Source organism: Pandoraea sp. 64-18 (genome assembly GCF_001899225.1).
Classification (GTDB): domain Bacteria; phylum Pseudomonadota; class Gammaproteobacteria; order Burkholderiales; family Burkholderiaceae; genus Pandoraea; species Pandoraea cepalis.
This window is the reverse complement of sequence record NZ_MKVU01000020.1, coordinates 360813-385727: the sequence shown is the minus strand read 5'-3', so window position 1 is coordinate 385727 and position 24915 is coordinate 360813. Positions and strand designations below refer to the sequence as shown.

The 24915-nt window shown below is 64.0% G+C and carries 20 protein-coding genes and 2 tRNA genes; 11 read left to right on the top strand and 11 right to left on the bottom strand.

All coding sequences use genetic code 11. From position 1 onward, the window contains the following. Positions 1–83 precede the first annotated feature (83 nt). Both BGP02_RS18825 and mdoH read left to right on the top strand, forming a co-directional pair. Entirely contained in the window at positions 84–1643 is a 1560-nt protein-coding gene (locus BGP02_RS18825; protein WP_502688495.1) for a glucan biosynthesis protein G, read from the top strand. Next, positions 1640–4282 (top strand): glucans biosynthesis glucosyltransferase MdoH, encoded by a 2643-nt coding sequence (gene mdoH, locus BGP02_RS18820; protein WP_286798978.1) that lies wholly within the window; start codon positions 1640–1642, stop codon positions 4280–4282. The genes BGP02_RS18825 and mdoH overlap by 4 nt, the downstream gene beginning before the upstream one ends. A gap of 112 nt (positions 4283–4394) precedes the next feature. On the opposite strand, the gene BGP02_RS18815 is transcribed toward mdoH, so the two are convergent. Continuing rightward, a complete protein-coding gene (locus BGP02_RS18815; RefSeq protein ID WP_017232469.1) occupies positions 4395–5159 on the bottom strand; it encodes a peptidoglycan DD-metalloendopeptidase family protein in 765 nt (254 codons plus the stop codon). Between the two features lie 338 nt (positions 5160–5497). Between BGP02_RS18815 and BGP02_RS18810 the strand changes: the two genes are divergently transcribed. The 3 genes from BGP02_RS18810 (at position 5498) to BGP02_RS18800 (ending at position 7596) form a co-directional block, all read left to right on the top strand. Then, positions 5498–5701, top strand: coding sequence for a cold-shock protein (locus tag BGP02_RS18810; RefSeq protein WP_010805153.1), 204 nt, complete (start codon positions 5498–5500; stop codon positions 5699–5701). A gap of 222 nt (positions 5702–5923) precedes the next feature. After that, positions 5924–6559, top strand: coding sequence for a LysE family translocator (locus BGP02_RS18805; protein ID WP_017232470.1), 636 nt, complete (start codon positions 5924–5926; stop codon positions 6557–6559). A gap of 269 nt (positions 6560–6828) precedes the next feature. After that, on the top strand, positions 6829–7596 hold the full coding sequence (locus BGP02_RS18800) for a flagellar brake protein (protein WP_017232471.1): 768 nt from the start codon (positions 6829–6831) through the stop codon (positions 7594–7596). A 78-nt stretch (positions 7597–7674) separates the two neighbouring features. Here the strand turns inward: BGP02_RS18800 and BGP02_RS18795 are convergent, their stop codons facing one another. From BGP02_RS18795 to BGP02_RS18765, 7 genes are all read right to left on the bottom strand, one after another. Next, on the bottom strand, positions 7675–9024 hold the full coding sequence (locus tag BGP02_RS18795; RefSeq protein WP_085982673.1) for a hemolysin family protein: 1350 nt from the start codon (positions 9022–9024) through the stop codon (positions 7675–7677). A gap of 144 nt (positions 9025–9168) precedes the next feature. Next, entirely contained in the window at positions 9169–10080 is a 912-nt protein-coding gene (locus BGP02_RS18790; RefSeq protein WP_017232473.1) for a LysR family transcriptional regulator, read from the bottom strand. A gap of 124 nt (positions 10081–10204) precedes the next feature. Then, a complete protein-coding gene (locus BGP02_RS18785) occupies positions 10205–11032 on the bottom strand; it encodes a dioxygenase family protein (protein ID WP_268566877.1) in 828 nt (275 codons plus the stop codon). Between the two features lie 47 nt (positions 11033–11079). Next, positions 11080–11484, bottom strand: coding sequence for a DoxX family protein (locus BGP02_RS18780; protein ID WP_017232475.1), 405 nt, complete (start codon positions 11482–11484; stop codon positions 11080–11082). 183 nt (positions 11485–11667) lie between these two features. Next, positions 11668–12918, bottom strand: coding sequence for a glycolate oxidase subunit GlcF (glcF, locus tag BGP02_RS18775; protein ID WP_286798974.1), 1251 nt, complete (start codon positions 12916–12918; stop codon positions 11668–11670). Positions 12919–12926: 8 nt separating this feature from the next. Then, entirely contained in the window at positions 12927–14051 is a 1125-nt protein-coding gene (glcE, locus tag BGP02_RS18770; protein WP_286798972.1) for a glycolate oxidase subunit GlcE, read from the bottom strand. After that, positions 14051–15547 carry an FAD-linked oxidase C-terminal domain-containing protein gene (locus BGP02_RS18765; protein ID WP_150563709.1) on the bottom strand — a complete coding sequence of 499 codons (1497 nt, stop codon included), beginning with the start codon at positions 15545–15547 and terminating at the stop codon, positions 14051–14053. The genes glcE and BGP02_RS18765 overlap by 1 nt, the downstream gene beginning before the upstream one ends. A gap of 368 nt (positions 15548–15915) precedes the next feature. Between BGP02_RS18765 and BGP02_RS18760 the strand changes: the two genes are divergently transcribed. Together BGP02_RS18760 and oxlT are read left to right on the top strand one after the other, a co-directional pair. Beyond that, positions 15916–16722: a FadR/GntR family transcriptional regulator gene (locus tag BGP02_RS18760; RefSeq protein WP_017232478.1), complete on the top strand. Its 807-nt coding sequence runs from the start codon at positions 15916–15918 to the stop codon at positions 16720–16722. Between the two features lie 995 nt (positions 16723–17717). Next, positions 17718–19043, top strand: coding sequence for an oxalate/formate MFS antiporter (oxlT, locus tag BGP02_RS18755; RefSeq protein ID WP_150563682.1), 1326 nt, complete (start codon positions 17718–17720; stop codon positions 19041–19043). A gap of 148 nt (positions 19044–19191) precedes the next feature. Here oxlT and BGP02_RS18750 read toward each other — a convergent pair. The 3 genes from BGP02_RS18750 to fdxA all read right to left on the bottom strand — a co-directional run bounded on the left by BGP02_RS18750 (position 19192) and on the right by fdxA (position 19856). Then, a tRNA-Asn gene (locus BGP02_RS18750) sits at positions 19192–19267 on the bottom strand. Positions 19268–19353: 86 nt separating this feature from the next. Further along, positions 19354–19429 (bottom strand) — tRNA-Asn (locus BGP02_RS18745). Positions 19430–19532: 103 nt separating this feature from the next. Continuing rightward, the gene (gene fdxA / locus BGP02_RS18740; RefSeq protein WP_017232480.1) at positions 19533–19856 is read right to left on the bottom strand and encodes a ferredoxin FdxA; all 324 of its coding nucleotides are present in this window, start codon (positions 19854–19856) and stop codon (positions 19533–19535) included. 262 nt (positions 19857–20118) lie between these two features. On the opposite strand from fdxA, the gene pncB reads away from it, so the two are divergent. From pncB to BGP02_RS18720, 4 genes are all read left to right on the top strand, one after another. Further along, a complete protein-coding gene (gene pncB / locus BGP02_RS18735; protein ID WP_017232481.1) occupies positions 20119–21312 on the top strand; it encodes a nicotinate phosphoribosyltransferase in 1194 nt (397 codons plus the stop codon). A 190-nt stretch (positions 21313–21502) separates the two neighbouring features. Beyond that, entirely contained in the window at positions 21503–22165 is a 663-nt protein-coding gene (locus BGP02_RS18730; RefSeq protein WP_017232482.1) for a LutC/YkgG family protein, read from the top strand. Positions 22166–22411: 246 nt separating this feature from the next. Beyond that, positions 22412–23830 carry a sodium:proton antiporter gene (locus BGP02_RS18725; protein WP_286798971.1) on the top strand — a complete coding sequence of 473 codons (1419 nt, stop codon included), beginning with the start codon at positions 22412–22414 and terminating at the stop codon, positions 23828–23830. Between the two features lie 37 nt (positions 23831–23867). After that, entirely contained in the window at positions 23868–24860 is a 993-nt protein-coding gene (locus tag BGP02_RS18720; RefSeq protein ID WP_286799096.1) for a 2-hydroxyacid dehydrogenase, read from the top strand. The last annotated feature ends 55 nt before the right edge of the window (positions 24861–24915 follow it).

The following is a 24915-nucleotide window of genomic DNA, read 5'->3' as shown; positions in this document are numbered from 1 at the left end:
CGTCAATCGGCAAATGAGCGGGTAAAATTGCGCGTTCGGCGCAAGCTGGCTACGGTCGGCACGCGCGTTTCACGCTATCTCCAATGCCGATGGAATTCCTGCTCAATTTCGTTTCCCGCATGATTTCCCGCCGTGCCTTGCGCCTGGCGCTCGCCGGCGTACTCAGTGGGTGCGCTCTGGTCAGCGGCGCCGCGCATGCCTTCTCGTTCGACGACGTTGCCAAGCAGGCGCGCACGCTTGCGAACAGCCGCTACAAGCCGAAGGATCCGAATCTGCCGAAGGCGCTGCAGAACCTCTCGTACGATCGCTATCGCAATATCCGCTTCAAGCCCGAAAAGGCGCTGTGGCGTGCGCAAAAGCTGCCGTTCGAGCTGATGTTTTTCCATGAGGGCTCGTACTACGACCGTCCGGTGAAGATCAACGAATTGGCCGGCAACAGTGTGCGCGAACTGCGCTACAGCCCCGACATGTTCGATTTCGGTGCGCTGAAGGTCGATCCCAAGCAGTTGCGCGGGCTCGGCTTCGCTGGGTTCCGCATCCACTTTCCCGTGAACACCCCGAAATACAAGGACGAAGTGATGGTCTTCCTCGGTGCGAGTTATTTCCGCGCGCTGGGCAAGAATCAGACCTACGGCTTGTCCGCGCGCGGGCTGGCACTCGACACCGCGCTCAATTCCGGCGAGGAGTTTCCGCGCTTCACCGAGTTCTGGATCCAGCGTCCGGCCCCTGGCGCCAAGGAGTTGACGATCTACGCGTTGCTCGATTCGCCGCGTGCGACAGGCGCCTATCGCTTTACGCTGCGTCCGGGCGTCGATACGACGGTGGACGTGAAGGCCGAACTGTTCCTGCGTGAGAACGTCACCAAGCTGGGCATTGCGCCGCTCACGAGCATGTTCTTCTTCGGCGAGAACCAGCCCGCGGCGGTGCCCGACTATCGTCCCGAAGTGCATGACTCGGATGGCCTATCCATCGAGTCGGGCACCGGCGAATGGATCTGGCGCCCGTTGGTCAATCCGAAGCGTCTGCTCGTCTCTTCCTTCGCGTTGACGAACCCGGCCGGATTTGGGCTGCAGCAGCGCGACCGTGACTTCGGCGACTACCAGGATCTGGAGGATCGCTACGAATCGCGCCCGAGCGCCTGGGTCGAGCCCAAGGGCAAGTGGGGGCCGGGCCGGGTGGAGTTGGTGCAGATCCCGACCCCCGACGAGACCAACGATAATATCGTGGCGTATTGGGTGCCGGATGCGCCGCCCAAGCCCAAGCAACCGTATTCGATCGAATACCGGCTGTCGTGGCAGAAGGACAACGACAAGCGCCCGCCGATGGCGTGGGTGTCGCAAAGCCGGCGGGGGCACGGCTACCGGGGAAAACCAGACGACAGTCAACTGTTCGCGCTCGATTTCGAAGGTCCGGCGCTCAAGAAACTGCCGGAAGATGCCAAGGTCGAAGGGAACGTATCCATCGATGGCAATGGCAAGATCCTCGAAGTGCAGACGCAGCGCAATGACGTCACGGGAGGCTATCGCGTCATGCTCCGCATGCGCCGCCTCGATGCCGAGAAACCCGTCGAAATGCGCGCTTACCTGCGCAACGGCAGTAATACCCTATCCGAAACGTGGAGCTACCTGTTACCCCCCGAATGAGCGACCGTTCCGACATTCCGGTCGACGAGTTGTACGTCGACCGGCTGCCACTGCCCGCCGAGAAGCGCCGCGCCCTGTTGGCTCAAGCCAGGCGTGACGGCGGCGATTCGCTTGACGTCCTCACACGCTTGCAGCGTTTGCTCGCCGCGCGCGCTGTGAACGGCGCGGGCGATGTGCCGCCTGATGCCGACGATGCCATGGCCGATGCCGCCAGCGCGGCGCTCGCCGAGGCCGCGGGGCAGACCGCCGCGCAGGCCGACATACCCGTTGCCACGGTCGGCGTGGCGACGGCCGCGTGGCATGCGCACAATATCGAGGAGATCGAATCCGGCAGCGACGCGGTGCTTGCCTCGCAATCGGTGCGTCTCGCGCTCACCGACGGCGGATCGCTCGCCGCCGCTGCCGGATTGAACGATGTGCGTGGCGTACAAACCTTGCGCACCGCACCGCCGGTGCGCCGCACGTCACTCATTCCGCGCGCCTGGTCACTCAATCCGCTCGCGCGACTGTGGCGCAAACTGACCGGTCGCGAAGATCCCGATCCGCTCGTGCGCGACGCCCCGGATCCCAAAGGACGATGGTCGCAAGCGGGCCGGCGCCGTCGCTGGACGCTGCTCGTGCTGATGATCGCGCAGACGGCGCTGGCCACCCATTTCATGGCGTCGGTGCTGCCGTATCACGGGGCCGATCCGCTCGAATTCTCCGTGCTCGTGCTGTTCGTGCTGCTCTTCGGCTGGGTTTCGGCCGGGTTCTGGACGGCGATCTTCGGCTTCTTCGTGCTGCTGTTCGGCGGCGAACGCCACATGATCTCGAAGATGGCCGCGGGCGATGCGCCGATCGCACCGGAGGCGCGCACCGCGCTCGTGATGCCGATATGCAACGAAGACGTCGGCCGCGTGTTCGCCGGGTTGCGTGCGACCTACGAATCGCTGGCCAAGACCGATTCGCTCGAACGCTTCGATTTCTTCATCCTGTCCGATTCGAACGAGGCCGACAATTGCACGGCCGAAGTCGACGCGTGGCAGGCGCTATGCCGTCAGGTGAACGGCTTCGGCCGTATCTTCTATCGTCGCCGTCAGCGTCGCGTGAAGCGCAAGAGCGGCAACCTCGACGACTTTTGCCGCCGCTGGGGCAGTGACTATCGCTACATGCTCGTACTCGACGCCGACAGCGTGATGAGCGGCGAATGTCTGACGAAACTGGTGCGCATGATGGAAGCGCACCCGAGCGCCGGCCTGATTCAGACCGCGCCGCTCGCCGCCGGACGCGAAACGTTTTACGCGCGCCTGCAGCAGTTCGCCGGTCGCGTGTACGGCCCGCTGTTCACGGCCGGCCTGCACTATTGGCAATTGGGCGAATCGCACTACTGGGGCCACAACGCGATCATTCGCATGGCGCCGTTCATGGCGCATTGCGCGCTTGCCCCGCTGCCGGGCAAAGGCGCCATGTCGGGCGCGATTCTCTCGCACGACTTCGTCGAGGCGGCGCTGATGCGACGCGCCGGCTGGGGCGTGTGGATTGCCTACGACCTGCCCGGCAGCTACGAGGAAATGCCGCCGAACCTGCTCGACGAACTCAAGCGCGACCGCCGCTGGTGCCAGGGCAACCTGATGAATTTCCGGCTGTTCCTGGCCGAGGGCATGCACCCGGTGCACCGCGCGGTGTTCGTCACCGGGGCGATGGCCTACGTGTCAGCGCCGTTGTGGTTCATCTTCCTGATCCTCTCGACGTGTCTGCTCGCCAAGCACACGCTGGTCGTGCCCGAATATTTCACGGCGCCGCGACAACTGTTCCCGGTCTGGCCGGAGTGGCATCCCGAGCGCGCGCTCGCATTGTTCTCGGCGACGGCCACGCTGCTCTTCCTGCCGAAGATCCTCGCCGTGGTGCTGATCTGGGTAAAGGGCGCGAAACGTTTCGGCGGGGCATTCGCGGTGACGGTTAGCATGTTCATCGAACTCGTGTTCTCGGCCGTGCTCGCCCCGGTGCGCATGCTGTTCCATACACAGTTCGTGCTGGCGGCGCTTACCGGCATTGCGATTCAATGGAAGTCGCCGCCGCGTGAAGACGCCGAGACGCACTGGGGCGAAGCGATTCGTCGCCACGGCCTGCATACCCTGATCGGGCTGGGGTGGGGGGGCATCGTCTACTGGCTCAACCCGGACTTCATTTGGTGGCTGATGCCCATAGTCGGATCGATGGCGATCTCGATTCCCGTGTCGGTGTTCTCCAGCCGGGTGTCGCTGGGGCGCGCGCTCAAGCGTGCGCGGCTGTTCCTGATTCCGGAAGAGTCATGGCCGCCCAAGGAGCTGCGCATGACGGAAAAATACACGGAGGACGCGCGCCAGCATGTCACCTTTGTCGACGCCGTCGTCGACCCGATGGCCAACGCCCTCGTGGCCGCGAGCGTGGTGCCGACCCTTGACGACGCGAAGCGCGACGCCCGGCGTGCCGGCCGTGTCGAGACCGCGTTGCTCAAGGGACCGGCGAAGCTGACGAACACGCAGAAGTGGGAGTTGCTCAACGACCCGCGCGCGCTCGCAGCACTCCATCTGCTCGTGTGGACGGACCCGCGTGCGCATCGCGATTGGCGCGACGCGCGCACCGATGGGCTGTCGCAGGGCTTTCTCGCGTCGGCCTGACCGGCAGACAGGCAGAGGCTGGCGGCAAGGAAAAAACGGCAAGGCATCGCGCCTTGCCGTTTTTTTCGATTGCGGTACTCGCCCGTCGGGAGAGACGGGCCGCAGTACTGAACTATCGCGAGGGCAGGAAGTCGCGGGGGTTGAACGGCGTGCCCTTCTGGCGCACCTCGAAGTGCAACTTGACCGTGCCATGCGAGTCGGTGTCGCCCATCTCGGCGATCTTTTGGCCCTTGCTGACCGACGCCCCTTCCTTGACCAGAATGGCGCGGTTGTGCGCGTAGGCGGTGAGGTACCCGTTTTCGTGCTGCACCATCACCAGGTTGCCGTATCCGCGCAACCCGCTGCCTGCATAAACCACCTTGCCGGCGGCTGCCGCATAGATCGGGTCGCCCGCTTTGCCGCCGATATCGACGCCCTTGTTGCTGCTGCCATTGAAGTTTGCCAGCACCGGGCCATTGGCGGGCCAGACCATCGGAATCCGGTTGGTCGCCGTGCGTGGGGCAGCGGGCGCGGGAGCCGGCTTCGGGGTCGGGCGGGCTTGCGGCGCGGGTCTGGCGGCGCCGGACGCGGCGGCCGCCGCACCGGCCGGCGGCACGACACGCAGCACCTGACCGACTTCAATCTTGTCGGGATCGGTCAGGCCGTTCCAGCGCACCAGATCGGCGGCACTGGTATTGTTGGCGCGCGCGATGCCATAGAGGGTGTCGCCGGACTGCACGCGATAGCTTCCGGCGGGCACCGGGCCATAGGTCGGTGACCCGGCGCAGGCGGCGAGCGTCAGGCAAATGGCCAGACTGAGCGCGTGCGTGCGGCAACGGGACACCCAAGCCGGTTGGCTTGGCGTACGAGCGTCAGACGGCGACGGCGAGGGGCGCATGAGGCGAGTAGACTCCATCCGTAGGCGGGTATGGGGGTTGAGTGGCGCGGGCGCGGGAAAAAACGCCCATTGTACGGGCAGCAACCCTGGCTCGAACACCCGAAGCCCGCCCAAATCTCCCGCGAGGGCGAGAAATTGTTACGAGATTTGCAGGCCTTACCCTGTTGACAAACGACGCGTCTACACGTATAAAACCAACTGCAGATTGTCAAGCCGCGAAGTTGTTGTCAGACGTAGTTTTCCTGCTTCTCGCTGGTTTCTAGTCCTTCATTTTCCCTTGATTGTCAGCGCTCACGGGGTTATTTCGACCTCAAGCTATTGTTTTATTAGGAAAAAATATGGAAACCGGTATTGTTAAGTGGTTCAACGACGCAAAGGGCTTCGGCTTCATTACCCCGGACGCCGGCGGTGAAGACCTGTTCGCTCACTTCTCGGAAGTGAAGGTTGACGGCTTCAAGTCGCTGCAAGAAAACCAACGCGTGTCGTTCGAAGTCAAGACTGGCCCGAAGGGCAAGCAAGCTGCGAACATCAAGCCCATCTAATTGGCTTGAACGCATTCCCGTGATGCCGCGCCAGCCTTAGGCGAGGCGGCGTCCCGAGATCAGCAGGCCCGATGACGAAAGTCATCGGGCCTGTTTGTTTTTTGGCGTCTTTTTCGATTCGCATGGGACGTGCACGCGGACGATGCGACTGTCGCGGTTCGACGCTACAATGCCTGATCGAATTCGCGTGAGCCCTCGCGTGAGCCCTTTTCCGAGGCAATCATGAGCTTGCAAACATGGTGGCTGTATGTCGTCACCGTTTTTTTCGTCTCGGCGACGCCGGGACCGAACATGTTGCTCGTCATGACGCATGGCGCGCGTCACGGGCTGCGTCCGTCGCTCGGCACGATGGCCGGCTGCATGACGGCACTCATCGCCATGATGTCGGTTTCCGCGGCCGGACTGGGCGCCGTGCTCCGCGCGTGGCCGATGTTGTTTGACACGCTGCGCTACGTCGGTGCGGCATATCTCGTCTATCTCGGCTACAAGAGCTGGCGCTCACCCGTGGACGCGAATGCCGCGGCGCCGTCCGACGTGCCCGCCACGGCCGTGGATTCGAGCTTCGGCAAACTCTTCAAGTCGGGCTTCCTGGTCGCGGGCAGCAACCCGAAGGCCATTCTCTTCGCCGCGGCGTTCCTGCCGCAGTTCATCGACCCAACCGCCGCCAAACTCCCGCAGTTCTCGATTCTGCTCGGCACGTTCGCGGTGATCGAGGTGAGCTGGTATCTGGTCTACGCCACCGGCGGGCTACGCATCGCGCCGTACTTGCGCGAAGCGCGTGTGCTCAAGGCATTCAATCGCATCAGCGGCGGCGTTTTCATGGGTTTCGGCGCGTTGATGGCCGCGGTACATCGCTGATCCGACGGTAGCGTGCGGCAAAGGTCCGAGGGCGCGTCCGGGGTGTGGCGCGCGACACGGGACACCGCAAGTTTGTGGGCCGGAGCCCTCAATATTCCGGCCCAGCGACCGTTAACGTTTTTGACCAGATACATGAGACGGTGCACCAGCGCCGACAGACACGCATTCGCACAGTGACGTCGTGAGGCGTCACGGGTTGCCGAGACTTTAATACGTACGGCTTGCGCCGCCCGGCGTGGTCCGTCACGGGGACAATTAGAAGATCAGGTATGGAAATGACAGAACCGCAGGTGACACCGGCGCCCACGGACAACGAAACGCAACTGCATGATTCGTATCGCATCAGCAATCCGCTGGAAATTGGCGGCGTGCTGCGCCATCTGGCGACCCGTGGCGATTTCATGACGGTGTACTTCGCGAACGGGCAGCGGCAACTCGTCACGCGCCTGCTCAAGGTCGAGCCGCAAGTGCGCGGCTTTTATTTCGACTGGGGCGGTGTGGAGGCGGAGAACCGGGCGCTGCTTGCCAACAAGCGCGCGCTGTTCGTTGGCGTGCCCGAAGGCATTCAGGTGCATTTCCCCATTGGCGATGTCGAGGAGCGCGAGTTCGAAGGGTATCCCGCCTTCTACGCCTCGTATCCGGAAACGCTCGTGCGTTTGCAGCGCCGCGATTACTTTCGCGTGAAAACGCCGATCCTTGATCCATACCCGTGCACGGTCAAATTCCCCGACGACACGCCGATGCGCCTGTCGGTGTTCGACCTGTCACTCGGTGGCGTTGGCTTGCGCACGAAGGCCGATGCGGCGGCCGAAATTCCGAAGGGCTCGATGCTCATGCACGTCGAGATCGAATTGCGCGACTACGGCACCGTCCAGGTGGACCTGGAAGTCTGTGCCATTCGCACGGTGCCGTTGGCGAAGGACGTCGAGTATCACATCGGCTGCCGCTTTATCGCGCTCTCGCGTACCGCCGAGTCGCGCCTGCAAAAGCTCATCACGCAGCTCGAACTCAATCGCAAGGCATTCGCGCGCGGCTAAGCGTTCGGTGTAATGCGATCCAACCGGCGCGTGCCTCTGCGGCGCCGGTTCGGTTCGCCGAGCGCCGCTGCGGGCGCGTCAATCGTCGCGTTGCCGGGTGACAGCGTGGGGCGGTTCGCCACGGGCTTCTCGTACCCCGTCGGGATAGATGCGTACCAGCACGATACGCGGCCCCTGCATCTTCTTCACGACAACGGAGAAGCCTTCGAAGTCGACCTTCTGGCCCTCATGCGGCAAGTAGCCCAGCACGTCCATGATCAGGCCACCCACCGATTCCGCGTGCTCGCTCGGGATCTCGATGCCCAGCGAGCGTTCCAGCGTCAGGATGGGTAAGCTGCCCCGGCCGATAAGCGTGCCATCTTCCATGTGGGTCCAGTCGTCTTCCGTCTGGCGGAATTCGTCGCGGATCTTGCCGACAAGCGCCGAGAGCAGGTTGTCGAGCGTCAGGAAACCGATAGGCTTTTGGTCCGGCCATCCCACGATCGCGAAGTGGGGTGCGCCCCGGCGAAATCGGCGGAACAGCTCACGCGCCGGCATGTCGGGTTTCACGCGCTCCACGGGCCGCGCCATACTGCCCAGATCCTCGATCGATTGACCATGATGCTCCGCGAGGAACAGATCTTTCAGGTGCACCACGCCGAGCACGGTTTCGCCATCGTTGTCGAAGAATGGGTAGCGGCTGTAGCGGTGACGATAGGCCGTATCCATGTTCTGCGCGAACGTTGCATTGCGCCGGAAGCTGGCCACTTCGCTCATCGGATGCATGAGATCGGAGACGGTCAGATCGCTGAAGTCGATGGCGTAGGCGACCACATTCCAGTCGTCGCGCGACAGTTTCTCGCTCGATGCCCCCCGGCGCATGATCAGCTTGATTTCGTCGGCCGAGTAATGGGCATCGGTGCCGTGCGACGGATCGAGACCTGTCCAACGCAGCAGGCGGTTGGCGCTGTGGTTGAGAATCCAGATCGCCGGATACATCAGCCAGTAAAAGCCATAGAGCGGGGCGGCTGTCCAGACGGAGACGATTTCCGGCATGCGCAGGGCCATCGACTTCGGCGCGAGTTCGCCCACGACAATGTGCAGGTACGAAATCGTGAAGAATGCGATGAAGAAGGCGAGCGCATGAATCAGCTCCGCCGAGTTGACCCCCAGCGCGGCGAACAGCGGCGTGAGAATGCGCGCAAACGCGGGCTCACCGATCCAGCCCAGACCGAGCGAGGCGAGGGTGATGCCGAGCTGGCACGCGGAAAGGTAGGTATCGAGCTGGCTGTGAACCTTGGCCAGGATACGGCCGCGCCAACCGCGTTGGCGGGCGATGACATGAACGCGCGTCTGGCGCAGTTTGACGAGGCCAAATTCCGCCGCCACGAAGAAGCCGTTGAGCAACACCAGCAGTATCGCAGCGACGATCAGTAAAAAGTTTTCCAAAATATATGAAATGGGACATCAGGCCCGTCAGTATAAGTGACATTCGCCCGCGGAAATCAATTGCCGTGACGTTCCGGTGTGTTGTCGGTCAATTGCGTGGGATTCAAGGGGCTTTCGCGGTGGATGTCGGCAAGACTGCGCGACTCAACGGCGGTCGATGGCCCGCCAGCCGGGCATGGCAAAGGCGTCGACGAGAAAGTCGATGAGGGCGCGGACCTTTGCGCTCAGGTACTTGCGCGAAGGATAGACGACGTAGACACCCATCTCGCCCTGCGTGTATTCGGGCAGGAATTCGACGAGCCGGCCGTCGCGCAAGGCGTCTTGCACGAGAAACGCCGGTTGCAGGATGATGCCCGCCCCGGCAACGGCGGCGGCCAGGCAGGTATCGCCGTTGTCGGCGATCAGCCGCGCGCGCGTGCGCACGGAAACCGGGCCGTCAGGGCCGTCGAAGCGCCATTCGCGCCGATGCGAGAAGTAGCTGTAGCCGACGGTCTCATGATGGGCCAGTTCGCTGGGATGCGGTGGCGTGCCATGCTGCGCGAGGTAGCCGGGCGAGGCGCACAGCACCAGCCGGGTACCCGCGAGCCGCCGATGCACCAGCGACGAATCGGGCAGGCGCGTGATCCGAATGGCCAGATCGTAGCCTTCGTCAACGATATCGACGAGACGATCGCTCAGCGTGATATCGAGCGAGACTTGCGAATGTCGCGAGAGAAACGTGGGCCAGAGCGGCGCGAGATGCAGCACACCGAAGGTGTGCGGGGCGTTGATGCGCAGCGGCCCGGCCGGCAGACCGTCCTGCTCGCCCGCCATGGCATCGGCCTCGTCGAGTTCGGTGAGGATCTGACGGCAGCGCTCGACGTAACGCTGGCCCGGCTCGGTGAGCGACAGGCGTCGCGTGGTGCGTTGGAGCAAACGCGTGCCCAGACGCGCCTCGAGATCGGCCACGTAACGCGAGATGGCCGTCTTGGAGATGCCCAACGTTGCGGCGGCCTTCACGAAGCTGCCCGACTCGACCACGGCAATGAAGCTCTCGATCTCGCGAAGTTTGTTCATGCCGGGGCGGGGCTCCTCAGGAATGCGCACCGCGATGCGCGATCAGGCCGGTGGCCGGACAGGCGACGGCGCCGACGATGCCGCGACGGACAGGCCTGTCGCGACACCCCCGGTGCCGATGTCGTTATTGTGCCAGCGCGCTCACTTCGGCGAGCGACGGGGCGGCGTTGCCGAACGCGAACGCGTCCATGCGCAGCGCGCCGTAGGTGGCGCCGGTGTCGAAGTGCGTCTGACGGGCGGCATTGTCGGCTGCGCCCAGGGCAATATAGAGCGGCAGCAGATGCTCGTCGGTCGGATGAGCGCGCTCGGCGTACGGTGCGCGGGCGCGATAGTCGAACAGGGCATCAAGGTCCATCGCCGCGAGATGCTCGGTGAACCAGGCGACGAATTCGGCCAGGTAGGGCGCGTCGGCACGGTCCTCCGACGGGGCGCGGAACACCTCGTGCAGGTTGTGGGTGAAGCTGCCCGACGCGAGGATGAGCGTGCCGTCCTGCGCGAGCGGCGCCAAGTGCTGTCCGAGCCGATATTGCTGCTCGGGACGTTCGTGCCGTTGCAGCGACAACTGGGTGACCGGGACATCCGCATCCGGGTAGAGGTAGCGCAGCGGCACCCAGGCGCCGTGATCGAGACCCCACTGGTCGTCGGTCGTCGCGGGCAGACCCGCGTCGCGCAGCATTTGCACCGTGCGCTCGGCGAGCGCGGGCGCTCCCGCGGCCGGGTACTCCAGTGCGTAAAGCTCGCGCGGGAAGCCGCCGAAATCGTGGATCGTGCGTTGTTGCGCCAGACTGCCCACGCGCAGGGCCGGCGTCGACCAATGCGGCGAAATCACGAGGATCTCGCGCGGACGCGGCACCGCACGCCCCAACGCCGTCAACAGTGGGCCGGTACGGCCCGGATCGACCGCGAGCAACGGCGAGCCGTGGGAGACGAAGAGGGTAGGAAGGGCAGACATGGCAATGACTCCAGCAAAAGAACGCTAACGAGAACCTGACGAGGCTATCAGGCGGTGCGAGCGCGGCGTACCGCGCAAGCGCCGTCCCCGAGCAGGGCCAGAACCAGCAGCGCCACCAGCCAGAACGCGGGGAATTCCCAGCCGCCGCCCTTGTTGGTGAACATCCAGCCGTTGTGGCCGTGCACCGATACGATGGTGCCGAGCATCAACGCCGCCAGCGGCAGCGCCGCCCAGCGCGCATAGAAGCCCGTGATCAGCATCAGGCCGCCGATCAGTTCCAGCGCCATCGTGACATACGCGACGAACGGCGGCAGGCCCAGCGAGCCCATGAAGCCGACGAATCCAGGCACGGTAAATACGAACACCTTGAGCGACAGATGGGCGAGGAAGAGGATACCCAGCGATACGCGCAGCAACAGTGCGGCGTAGGGGGCGGTTTTGTTGTCGATCATGACAGGCTCCGGCAAAGGAATCGAAGTAAGGGTCGGCTCAGCCATCCATGCGATGACTGACTTGGCTTCGATTTTAGGGAGTGCCATCGTTTAGATAAACGGGCATATTGGGGATTGATTGTCCCTTGTATGGGGACAATCAATCGTTGCCGCGGAGGTGAATCGGGATGATCGCGCCGGCGCTCAGGCCGACGCGATCATCCGGTCGAGCAGTTCGATCCAGTGTTGAACCGGCGCGTGATCGCGCGCGTGCTCGCCCTTGGCGGTCGCCTGCAAATGACAGATGCAGCCGACGTTGGCGGAGACGACCAGTTCGGGCTCGAGGGCGTCGAGCGCCTTCCACTTCGCGTCGCGCAGTTGATGCGACAACGTTGGCTGCGTGACCGAATAGGTGCCCGCGGAGCCACAGCAGATATGGCTGTCCTGCGGCAGCATGACGCTCACGCCAACCCCGGCGAGCACCTTCTCCACCACGCCCTTGAGTTGCTGGCCGTGTTGCAGCGTGCAGGGGGGATGGTAGGCAATCTTGCCGGTTTTGCGGCTCGGCACGCGCTGTTGCAGGGCTTCCAGGTTATCGAGCAGCACTTCCGACAAATCTCGTGCGAGTTCCGAGACGCGTTGCGCCTTGCCTGAGTATTGCGGATCGTGACGCAGCAGATGGCCGTACTCCTTGACCGTCGCGCCGCAGCCCGACGCGTTGATCACGATGGCTTGCACACCCGCTTCGATCTCGGGCCACCAGGCATCGATGTTGCGGCGCGCATCGTCGAGACCGTCGTCCTGATAGTTCAGATGCAGGCGGATCGCGCCGCAGCAACCGGCGGCCGCCGGACGCACCATTTCGATCTCGAGTGCGTCGAGCACGCGGGCGGTGGCCTTGTTGACGTTCGGCAGCATGGCGGGCTGCACGCAGCCTTCGAGCATCAGCATGCGACGGGTGTGCGTGCCCTGCGGCCAACTGCCCGAGCGCTGGCGATGCGGCACCTTCTCGCGCAGCGAGCGCGGCAGCAGTGACCGGAACTGCTGGCCCAGGCGAAGGGCAGGCGAGAACAGCGTACGATTGGGCAGCACGCGGGCGAGCGTCCAGCGCAGCGCGCGCTCGCCGGCGGGGCGACAGACCTTGGCGTCGACATGACGGCGGCCGATGTCCACGAGCCGGCCGTATTGCACCCCCGACGGGCACGTTGACTCACAACTGCGGCAAGTCAGGCACCGATCCAGGTGGCGCTGCGTTTCACGCGTCACGGGCTGGCCCTCGACCATCTGCTTGATGAGATAGATGCGCCCGCGCGGGCCGTCGAGTTCGTCGCCCAGTAATTGGTAGGTCGGGCACGTGGCGGTGCAAAAGCCACAATGCACGCATTTGCGGAGAATGGCTTCGGCTTCGTCGCCGTCTGGCGTTTGACGGAGAAAGTCTGCGAGGTTCGTTTGCATCGTCGTCTTTAGCGGTACAGCCGATGGCGGTTGAAGATGCGGCTCGGGTCGAACGTGTGCTGCAAACGCTTGCCGATAGCGTGCAGCGCGGCCGATGGCGGGGTAAATACGCCAGCCGACTTGTCGCCGTGGCGAAACAGCGTAGCATGCCCGCCCACCGCTGCGGCAATCGCGCGCACATCGGCGGCGGCGCGCGGTGTGATCCACCAGCGTTGCGCGCCCCCCCATTCGATCAGGTGCTCGTCGCCGTGGGCGAGTGGGGGCGTGGTCGAGGGCACCGACAGACGCCAAAGCGGTTGGCCGTCTCCCGTGATCGGCGCGCTCGCGAAGAACGGGTGCGTCTGCTCGCGCAGGGTCTGCCAGAACGCCTGCGCTTCGAGGGCATCGACAGATTTGCCGCCCATCGTGGCGCGCGCTGCGGCGATGGCCGCCGCGGCACCGCCAAGGCGCACGCGCAGCACGCCGTCGTGCCACGCCGAACCCATCAGGGGCAGCGGCTGAGCGGCCCAGCGGTTGAGTTGCTCGATGGCTTGTGCCTGCGGCAGTTCGAACTGCAGCGTGGCCTCGGCCACCGGGCAGGGCAATACTTTGATCGAGAGTTCGAGCAAGACGCCGAGCGTGCCGAGCGCGCCGGCGAGCACCCGGGAGATGTCGTAACCCGCGACGTTCTTCATGACCTGCCCACCGAAATGCAGCACTTGGCCCTGACCGTTCATGACGACGGCGCCGAGGACAAAGTCGCGCGGTGCGCCGACGTGCGGCCGGCGAGGGCCGGCAAGGCCGGCCGCAATGCAGCCGCCGAGCGTTGCCCCTGACCCGAAATGGGGCGGCTCGAACGGCAGAATCTGCCCGCGCGCGGCCAGCGCCGATTCGATCTCGGTCAGTGGCGTGCCCGCGCGGGCGGTGATCACCAGTTCGGCCGGATCGTACGAAACGATGCCGCGATACGCACGCATGTCGAGCGGCTCGCCCGTGGGCGTCTGGCCGTACCAGTGCTTGGTGCTGCCACCCTGGATGTCAAGCGGTGTGCCGCTGGCGGTGGCGGCGAGCACGCGCTCGCGTATCGCGGCGAGCACTTGCGCCGCCGCTTGCGTATCCACGTCGGGCAACGCGAGGGAAGGGGCTTGCGACATCAGAACCTCGGCAATTCGGGATGGGGCAACAGGCCGCCGCGCACGTGCATCTTGCCGTACTCGGCGCAGCGCGCACGTGTGGGAATGCCCTTGTCGGCGTTGAGCAGGCCGGCGGGGTCGAAGGCACGCTTCACGCCAAAGAAGGCATCGCGCTCTTCCGGCGAAAATTGCACGCACATCGCGTTGATCTTCTCGATCCCCACGCCATGCTCACCGGTCACCGTGCCCCCCAGCGCCACACAGGCTTCGAGAATGTCGCTGCCGAACGCTTCGGCGCGGTGCCACTCGTCGAGATCGTTGCCGTTGAACAGAATCAGCGGGTGCATGTTGCCGTCGCCGGCGTGAAAGACGTTGATACAGCGCAGGCCGTATTGCACTTCCATCGCTTCGATGCGCTTGAGCAGCGTGCCGATGGTCCGGCGCGGGATCGTGCCGTCCATGCAGTAATAGTCCGGCGAGAGTCGTCCGGCGGCGGGGAAGGCGTTCTTGCGTCCGGACCAGAAGCGCAGACGTTCGGCTTCCGATGTGGACACCTGGATGCGCGTGGCGCCCGACGCCCGCAGCACCGCCGAGACCCTTGCGATTTCCTCCGCGACTTCTTCGGGCGTGCCGTCCGACTCGCACAGCAGAATGGCGGCCGCGTCCAGATCGTAGCCTGCGTGAACGAACGCCTCCACTGCCTGGGTGGCTGGCTTGTCCATCATCTCCAGGCCGGCCGGGATGATGCCCGCCGCGATGATGGCGGCGACGGCGTTGCCGCCCGCCTCGACATCATCGAAGCTGGCCATGATGACTTGCTGCACCTGCGGCTTCGGCACGAGCTTCACGGTAATTTCCGTGACCACGCAGAACATTCCTTCGCTTCCGATGAACACGGACAGCAGGTCGAGTCCCGGGGCGTCGAGGGCGTGCGAGCCGAATTCCACGATCTCGCCGTCCATCGTTACGGCGCGCACACGCAGGACGTTATGCACCGTCAGGCCGTATTTCAGGCAATGCACGCCGCCGGAGTTCTCTGAGACGTTGCCGCCGATCGTGCAGGCAATCTGCGACGATGGATCCGGTGCGTAGTAAAGCCCATAAGGCGCGGCCGCTTCGGAGACGGCGAGGTTGCGCACACCGGGCTGAACGGTGGCGGTACGTGCGTAGGGATCGACTTCGATAATGCGTTTGAATCGGGCGAGCGACAGCACGATGCCGTCGGTGATCGGCATGGCGCCGCCCGACAGCCCCGTGCCGGCGCCGCGCGGCACGACGGGCACATTGTGCGCGTGGCAGGCCCGCAGGATGCGGCAAACCTGATCCTCGTCGGCAGGCAATACCACGGCAAGCGGGAGCTTGCGGTAGGCCGCCAAGCCATCGCATTCGTACGGCGTGATCTGTTCGCGGTCGGTCAGCCACTGAGCGTCGGGCACGGCGGCACGCAGTGCCGCCAGCCGGGCGGCGCGCGTGGTGTCGTCAATCGTCTCGAAGACCGGCTCGTCGTCGACGCGCATGGGCACCGGCGGCGAAGCTGACGACGACGGGACCGGGCGCGGCGGACTCAGCGGCGCGGAGGGAGGCGGGGGCAACGCATTCGATGTCATCAGGCGGGCTCTCGGACCATCGTTAACGTGGGGCGACGTTTCGCGGATTGTTGGTCTACTGGTAGACTGGTCGACCAGTTGTCGAATGATGCTATCGTAAAGGGAATGATCCGATTTCGACTACAGGGTAAACCCTTGGTATGAGGGGCATCCCTGAGCGAAGCCGGGCATCTGGCTGCGCGCCTGCCCTGAGCGAAGCGTCATCCTGTATCGTCGTGTCTGTGATTTTTCCGTCGAGAACCGAAGCCGACATGTCGTCCAACGAGTCGTCCTTGCCTATGTCTTCCTTCCCTGCCAGCGAATCTTCGGGCACCGCCGCGAGTTTTGCGCCGGTCACGCCGCCGCCGCGTCTGCGTCTGTCCGACATGGTGTACGAACAACTGGAGACGATGGTCGTCGAAGGCCGGCTCGCCCCCGGCTCGGCGCTGCCGTCCGAGCGCGATCTGGCGCAGCAGATGGGCGTGTCGCGCCCGTCCCTTCGCGAAGCGCTACTGCGACTGGAGTCGCGTGGCCTGATCGTGGGGCGCGCCGGTGGCGGGTATCTGGTCGCCAATGCCAGCCAGCCGCTGCTCGCGGAACCGTTGTCTCAATTGATGTCGCGACACAGCAAGACCGTCGACGACGTGCTGGAAATGCGCGAAGTGCTCGAAGCCAAGGCGGTCGAGCTGGCGGCCGCACGGGCAACGCCCGAGGACATCGCGCGGCTCGCACAAGCGCTGGAAGCGCTCGAAGCGGCCTATGCCGCAGGGCGCGATGGTCTGGACGGCGAGGGCGAGGCCAAGGGACAGTCGTTGCTCACCCGCGTACCCGAACTCGACGCGCATTTCCATCTGGCGCTGGCGGAAGCCACGCACAACCTTGTGCTGGTGCACCTGATGCACGCGATCTTCGAGCTGTTGCGCGGCTCGGTGGTCGACAACTACCGCGCCATCGTCGGCCATGGCGCGGATCTGGCCGAGCTGATCGAACAGCACCGTCGCATCTTCACCGCCGTGGCGTCGCACGACGCCACCGTTGCGCAACGTTCGCTGCGCGAACATCTCACCTTCATTCGCAACCACTCAGGCGACGTCGAGCCGGTCTAACGCAATTTTTCTTGCCGGCGAGTCACCTCGCCGACGGTTGGCGGACCTCCCCTAAAACATCATCGTTTTCCCTGAGCCTGCACCCGGCGGTGCGATACCGCCTGACGGGGTGTCACGCCTCGTTCCGGCGCGCAATGTCCTGCAAGGCCCCGATTTCCGTGCGTTTGCCGGTTATCGGGCGCTTACCCCGACGCCGTCCAGGCGTCCGAATCGGGGCCGACGGCAACCGGAATGTGGGCGCTCTCGGGTTGACAGTGCCCCGGTCATGGACTACTTTTGGAACCATAAAAATACTTAATTCGATATATTGAATCTTGTATATCAGATGAAGAGCGTCAAAATGGTCCCGATAAGACTCGTGAATTCCTTCGGGCAAGGGCTGAATTGACGCCGTATTTTCTGGAGACATTCGTTGGGTAAGCACGCATTTCCTTTCGGGCAGCATTCATGCGACGGTTTATCCGCACCGGCTGCCCTGTCGTATCCGCCGTTGGCGTCTGAGTTGGTGGTTCAGCGCTACGGTCTTCCTCATCTCCCTGCCGCCCGTTGTGGGCAGGCGATCCGGCGATCACGCGTCTGCGAGGCGCGCTCGCCTGAGTGATGGGACGTGGCCTGCGATGTGACTCATGGGAATCCATCGCGACCCGCTGACAGCGCAGGCCGTTTCCCACTCGAATTGATTCACCCGTCACCCTTCGGCAGCCGGCAACTTGCCGGCGCGGGCCTAAAGCCTGCGTCGCCGCGCCGAAGTGGGGGCCGGAAGCGTCCTTTGGCGCTTCCGAAAGTCAGTCAGCCGGGGCTCAAGCCCTGCGAGCGCGCCGCCAGGTAGCGTTCCGTGATCAAGCGGCCACGCATGAGCCGCATGTAGCGCCAGGAGGCGTGTCGTATGCGCGATTCCCCCACGTTGGGGCGCGAGACGGCACGCGATGACGGCGGGTACCGCACAACGAAGCGCGGGCCGGCGTCAATCGTCTGACAGGAACAGGAGGCAAGTCATGCAAGCAAATGGACAACCGGAGGAGAAGACCTCTTTTCTGGGAGGGCGCTGGTCACAACTGGTGATCGGCATCATCTGTATGGGCCTGGTGGCCAATCTGCAATATTCGTGGACGTTGTTCGTCGAGCCGATGCAGGCGAAGCATCACTGGGGTGTCGCGGCCATTCAGGTGGCGTTCTCGATCTTCATCGTGGTGGAAACCTGGCTCGTGCCGATCGAAGGCTGGCTGGTTGACCGCTTCGGGCCTCGGCCGGTGGTGGCGGGTGGCGCGATTTGCGTTGGCCTGTCGTGGATCATGTACTCGTACGCCGAAACGCTCGCCGTGCTGTACACGGCGGCCGTGATCGCGGGTATTGGCGCTGGGTGCGTGTATGGCACCTGCGTGGGTAACGCACTGAAGTGGTTCCCGGACAAGCGCGGTCTGGCCGCCGGTCTGACCGCCGCCGGGTTCGGCGCCGGTGCCGCGATCACGGTGATTCCGATTGCCAATATGATCCGCGGATCGGGTTACGAGGCAGCGTTCTTCAACTTCGGCATCGTGCAGGGCGTGGCGATCTTCATCCTCGCGTTGTTGCTCGTGAAGCCGCGTGCGCCGAAGGGCCTGACCGTGTCGCGCCGCACTCTGTCGACGAAGGTGGACTACAGCTCGGGGCAGATGATTCGTACGCCGGTGTTCTGGGTGATCTATGTTTGCTTCGTCGCCGTGGCCGCTGGCGGTCTGATGGCGACGGCGCAGATCGGCCCGATCGCGAAGGATTTCGGTATTGCATCGATGCCGATGACCCTCTTCGGTGCGACGCTGCCGCTGCTCACGATGACGCTGTCGATCGACAATCTGTGCAATGGCTTTACACGCCCGCTGTGCGGCTTCGTCTCGGACAAGATCGGACGTGAGAACGCCATGTTCATCATCTTCCTGGGTGAAGGGCTGGCGATGCTGGGCTTGATGCACTTCGGTCAGAACCCGTACATGTTCGTGTTCTTCGCCGCGATGACGTTCCTGTGCTGGGGCGAGATCTTCTCGATCTTCCCGGCGCTGTGTGCGGACACGTTCGGTAGCAAGAACGCGGCGTCGAACGCGGGTACGCTGTACACGGCCAAGGGTACGGCATCGTTGCTGGTGCCGCTGGCCTCGGTGCTCGCCGTCGGCGGTCACTGGGATCGTGTGTTTATCGCGGCGGCGATCATCAGCATCGCCGCGGCCGTGGGCGCGAAGTTCGTGCTCGCGCCGATGCGCCGACGCTGGATTGAAAGCGTGAACAGCAACGAGGTGCAGGCCTCGGCGAATCGCCCGGTCGCGATGGGGGCGCCCGCAAGCGAGTAAGCACGTTGTTCAGGAAGTCAGAGAGCGGGGCGCCGGAGACGGTGCCCCGTTTTTGTTTGCGCGCTCGGCGGGAGGGGGTGTTCGACCGATGCTGCGGGCGCCACCGAAAGCAAAAAAGCCTCGCCGATCGGCGAGGCTTTCTGCGTTTTGGCTCCTCGACCTGGGCTCGAACCAGGGACCTACGGATTAACAGTCCGGCGCTCTACCAACTGAGCTATCGAGGATCAAACTTGGGTGCCGCACGCCGCTGTCACGGCGCATCGACTAAAACAAAAGCCTCGCGTGCGCGAGGCCATCGCTTTGAAATGCTTGGCTCCCCGACCTGGGCTCGAACCAGGGACCTACGGATTAACAGTCCGGCGCTCTACCAACTGAGCTATCGGGGATCAAAAGAGAAAGAGATTATAGGGGCGGCGTTCGCACACTGTCAACACCGGGTGCGCATTTTTCTGCGCGTGGCGCGCGACGTCCGCCCAAGTCGCCCGAGGCTTAGCGCTCGAGCAAATGAAGCTTTTCGGTGACGTCCTTCCACTGATCCGCGTCGGGCAGGGACGGCTTGGTCTTGGTGATGCTCGGCCAGTTCGGGGACAGTTCCACGTTCAAGGCGATGAAGGCTTGCTGGTCGCCCGGCACGTCTTCTTCGGCATAAATGGCGTTCACCGGGCACTCGGCCACGCAGACGGCGCAATCGATGCACTCGTCCGGATCGATGGACAGGAAGTTCGGGCCTTCGCGGAAGCAGTCCACGGGGCAGACGTCCACGCAATCGGTGTATTTACATTTGATGCAGCTTTCGGTGACAACGTGCGTCATGCCAACAACTCCAGAGTAGGGCGCGAAACGGCTTCGAACGGCCGTTAAAGGCGTTATTGTAACGCAGCCAGGGGCGGCAGGTGCGAGAGCCGAAGCGCTTCGCGCGCACGCCGCGGCGTCACCCGGTGCCCGGCGCGGACGTCCTGCGTGACACCGCTTTGCGGTACGATGTCTGCTCTTCCCGCGCGCCGCGTCGTGGCTGTCTTGCCGATCGGCAGCGTGCGCTGCTTTCTGTTGCGTGTTCCTCGCGAAGTCTGTCGTCATGATCATCACGTCGCTGCTCGATACCGATCTCTACAAGTTCACGATGATGCAAGTGGTGCTGCATCATTTTCCCGCAGCGCAAGTCGAATACCGCTTCAAGTGTCGCACCGAAGGTGTGGACCTCACGCCGTATGTCGACGAGATTCGCGACGAGATCCGCCTGCTGTGCGGGCTGCGTTTTACCGAGTCCGAACTTCGTTACCTCGGTGCGATGCGCTTCATCAAGAGCGATTTCATCGACTTTCTCGACCTGTTCCATCTGAACGAGAAGTACATCACGGTGCAGCCCTCGCCAAAGGGCAACGGCGAGATCGACATCACGATTCGCGGGCCGTGGCTGCATACGATCCTCTTCGAGATCCCGGTGCTCGCCATCGTCAACGAAGTGTATTTCCGCAACACACAGCGCAAGCCCGCCTACGACGAAGGCCGTCAGCGGCTCAAGGACAAGATCGGCATGCTGGCGGGCCGCGTCGATTATCGCGACTGCAAGATCGCCGATTACGGTACGCGACGCCGCTTCTCGAAGGAGTGGCACGAGGAAGTGATTCTCACGCTGCGCGACGAACTGGGCGAACAGTTCGCGGGCACGAGCAACGTGTACTACGCGCTCAAGCTCGGGCTCACGCCGCTCGGCACGATGGCCCATGAGTACCTTCAGGCCTGTCAGGCGCTCGGGCCGCGTCTGCGCGACTCACAGATCTTCGGCTTCGAGACGTGGGCGAAGGAGTATCGCGGCGACCTAGGCATCGCGCTGTCCGACGTCTACGGTATGTCCGCCTTTCTGCGTGACTTCGATATGTATTTCTGCAAGCTGTTCGACGGTGCCCGTCATGATTCCGGCGATCCGTTCGTCTGGGGTGAGCGCCTGCTGGCGCACTACGCAGAGAATCGCGTCGACGCGCATACGAAAACCATGATCTTCTCGGACGGCCTCGATATTCCGAAGGTCCTGCAGCTTTTCGAGCGGTTCCGCGACCGTTGCAAGCTCGCCTTCGGCGTGGGAACGAACCTCACCAACGATCTGGGCTATCAGCCGTTGCAGATCGTCATCAAGATGGTGCGCTGCAACGGTCAGCCGGTGGCGAAGCTCTCGGACTCGCCGGGCAAGAATATGTGCGACGACGATGCTTATCTGGCGTATCTGCGTCAGGTATTCGAGATCGCGCCGGCGTCAGCGGCCGGCGTGTGACGTTCGATGCCTGCCGCCTGGTCCGAGCGTCGCGCCAGAGCATTCCGATAGTGCGCGAACGTGCGTCGCGCCCGCAAGGGCAGCCGTTATAATTGCGCATCGCCCGCCGAACTTGCAACGGTGGCCTTTCGAGAGACGATAAGCGACGACGTTGGCCGCACACCGGCACGTCGGCTTCACAGGACAGCCCATGGATACCTCCGACGCCCGCAATCGCATCTTTGCCCGCATCCGCAATGCTCAGCATCGTCCCGATGCCGCGCGCGCGAACGAGCAGGCGGCGGCAGAGGACTACCTGGCACGGCATCCGCAGGGACCGCGTCCGGCCATGTCGGACGATCTCGTCGCCACGTTCATCGACAAGGCGCAGGCGCTCTCGACGACGATCGCGCGCGTGCCGGGCATGAGCGACGTGCCGCCCGCGGCCGCGACGTATCTGCAGGCCAACGGCCTCACGGACCAGGCGGTGGCGTGGCCGACCTTGCGCGAACTCGATTGGGCGAATGCGGGGTGTCGCGTGGAATTCCGCAAGCCGCAGGGCGACGATCTGGTCGGCATCACCGGTTGCTTCTGCGCCATCGCTGAAACCGGCGCGTTGATGATGATGTCGGGCCCCGAGACATTTGCGTCGGCCACCCTGTTGCCCGAAACGCATATCGCGGTTGTGCCCGCGTCGCGCATCGTCGCCGGCCACGAGGACGGCTTCGCGCTCATGCGTAGCGAGCGCGGTCAACTCTCTCGAGCCACGAACTTCATTGCGGGCCCGTCGCGGACGGCCGACATCGAACAGACGCTGGTGCTGGGCGCCCACGGTCCCTACCGAGTGCATCTCATCATCGTCGACGGTGCCTGAGGCACGACGCCGTCGCATCGGCCCGCGACCGCGGGCCAACACCCAATGACTCCTTGCACCAGCGCGAATGCAAATACGCGATGGGGGGAAGGCTTTCGAGAATCGCCCGCCCGCTTCGGTATTTGATCCGCCGGGCCGTGCGGGACCTTGGTTTGAGATATTTCCCAAGGTTGCGCCATTTCGGGCACTCCTGCTTTGCGGGCGACTCGTACATCGTCGACGATCAATCAATAGGAACCAAGAACAATGCACAAGGGGATAGGGCGCGTATTGGGAGCGGCGGGGCTGACATTGGCGAGCCCCGCGGCGTTTGCTGCCGGGCCGGACGGCGCACAACTCGTCGCCTGGTGGGGCGTGCCGTTTGCCGGACTGCTGCTCTCGATCGCGATTGGGCCGCTGCTGGCGCCGGCTTTCTGGCATCACCATTTCGGCAAGATCGCGGCGTTCTGGGGCGCGGCATTCCTGGTGCCATTCGCATTGGTGTTCGGCGTGGGCGCGGCCTGGTATGGCGCTGTGCATGCCGTTGTCGCGGAGTACATACCGTTTGTCGTTCTGCTTACGGCGCTGTTCACCGCTGCCGGCGGCATCTGCGTGCATGGCAACCTGCGCGGCGGGCCGTGGCTCAACACCGGGCTGCTGACGCTGGGCACCGTGCTGGCCAGCATCATGGGCACGACGGGCGCGGCGATGCTGCTGATCCGTCCGCTTGTCCGCGCGAACGACAACCGCAAACACAACGTGCACGTCGTCGTGTTCTTCATCTTCCTTGTGGCGAACGCCGGAGGCTCGCTGACGCCGCTGGGCGATCCGCCGCTGTTCCTTGGCTTCCTGCAAGGGGTCGACTTCTTTTGGACGACCGCGCACATCTGGCCTGAGACGCTGTTCATCTGCGCGGTGCTGCTGGTGCTGTTCTTCCTGATCGATAGCTATTACTTCCGGCAGAAGAGCGAGCCTCTGATCGAGGCAATGGACCCGACGCCGCATTCCGCGCCGCTGCGACTCGAAGGCAAGCGTAACTTCGTGCTGCTTGCCGCTGCCGTGGGGCTCGTGCTGATGAGCGGGGTCTGGAAGCCGGGCGTCGAGTTCGACATCTTCGGTACACCGGTCGCGTTGCAGAACCTCGCGCGCGACGTCGGGCTGATCGTGGTGACGTTGATGTCGCTGGCGATCACGCCGCGCACGGCGCGCGAGGGAAACGATTTCAATTGGGCGCCGATGAAGGAGGTCGCCAAGCTGTTCGCCGGCATCTTCCTGACTATCATCCCCGTGGTTGCCATTCTGCGCGCGGGGGAAGCCGGCGCGCTTGGCTGGGTCATTCGTCTTGTCACGGGGCCGGGCGGTGCGCCGGACAACGTCATGTATTTCTGGGCGACGGGCCTGCTCTCGTCGTTCCTCGACAATGCGCCGACGTATCTCGTGTTCTTCAATACCGCTGGTGGCGATGCCGCAACGCTGATGACCACCGGTGCGGCAACGCTCGCGGCGATTTCGGCCGGTGCGGTGTTCATGGGCGCTAACACCTACATCGGTAACGCGCCGAACTTCATGGTGAAAGCCATCGCGGAGCAACGCGGCATTCGCATGCCGAGCTTTTTTGGCTATATGCTGTGGTCGGGCGCGATTCTGCTGCCGCTGTTCGTATTGACGACCCTGATATTCTTCTGAGCCGCGATGGTGTGACGCGGTCAACCTTTGGAGACAACTGGTGAAACCGAAGATCCTGGTAGCCCGAGCTATTTTTCCCGACGTGATCGAGCGTCTTGCGCAGTATTTCGAGGTCGAGCGCAACGACGCCGATACCGTGTATTCGAGCGACGAATTGCGCGCACGTCTGGCCGACAAGGCCGGCGCGATCACCACGGCGAGCGAGCGCATCGACGCATCGGTGCTCGCCGGTGCGCCACAGCTGCGTGTGGTGGCCAATATGGCCGTGGGTTACAACAACTTCGATATCGACGCGATGACCGCCGCCGGCGTCATGGCGACGAACACCCCCGACGTGCTCAACGAGACGACGGCCGACTTCGGCTGGGCGCTGTTGATGGCGACGGCCCGTCGCGTGACCGAGTCCGAGCGGTGGTTGCGCGAAGGGCATTGGGATAAGTGGGCCTACGATATGTTTCTCGGCGCCGACGTGCATGGCAGCACGCTGGGCATCATAGGCATGGGCCGTATCGGACAGGCGATTGCGCGCCGCGCCATCGGCTTCAACATGCGTGTTGTGTATCACAATCGGTCGCGTCTCGATGCGGCAACGGAAGCGGCATGCCAGGCAAGCTTCGTCGACAAGGACACGCTGCTGCGCACGGCGGATCACGTCATCCTCGTGCTGCCTTACTCGGCCGCAACGCATCACACGGTGGGTACCGCCGAGTTGGCCCTCATGAAGCCGACGGCAACGCTGGTCAATCTGGCGCGCGGTGGCATTGTCGATGACGCGGCGCTCGCGGCCGCCCTTGCGGGCCGGCAGATTGCCGCTGCGGGCCTCGACGTCTTCGAGGGCGAGCCGAAGGTGCATCCCGATTTGCTCAAGGTGCCGAATGTCGTGCTGACGCCGCATATCGCGAGTGCCTCGGTGGCGACGCGTCGCGGCATGGCAAGTCTGGCGGCCGACAATCTGATTGCGGCGTTGGGATTCGGGGCGGCGGCGGGCAAGCCGCCGTGCCTGCTGAACCCGGCGGCGCGCCGATCGTAGCGGCACCCTGCAGGCATCGGCAGGTATGGGCCGGCATCGGCAGCAGGATCGAAGG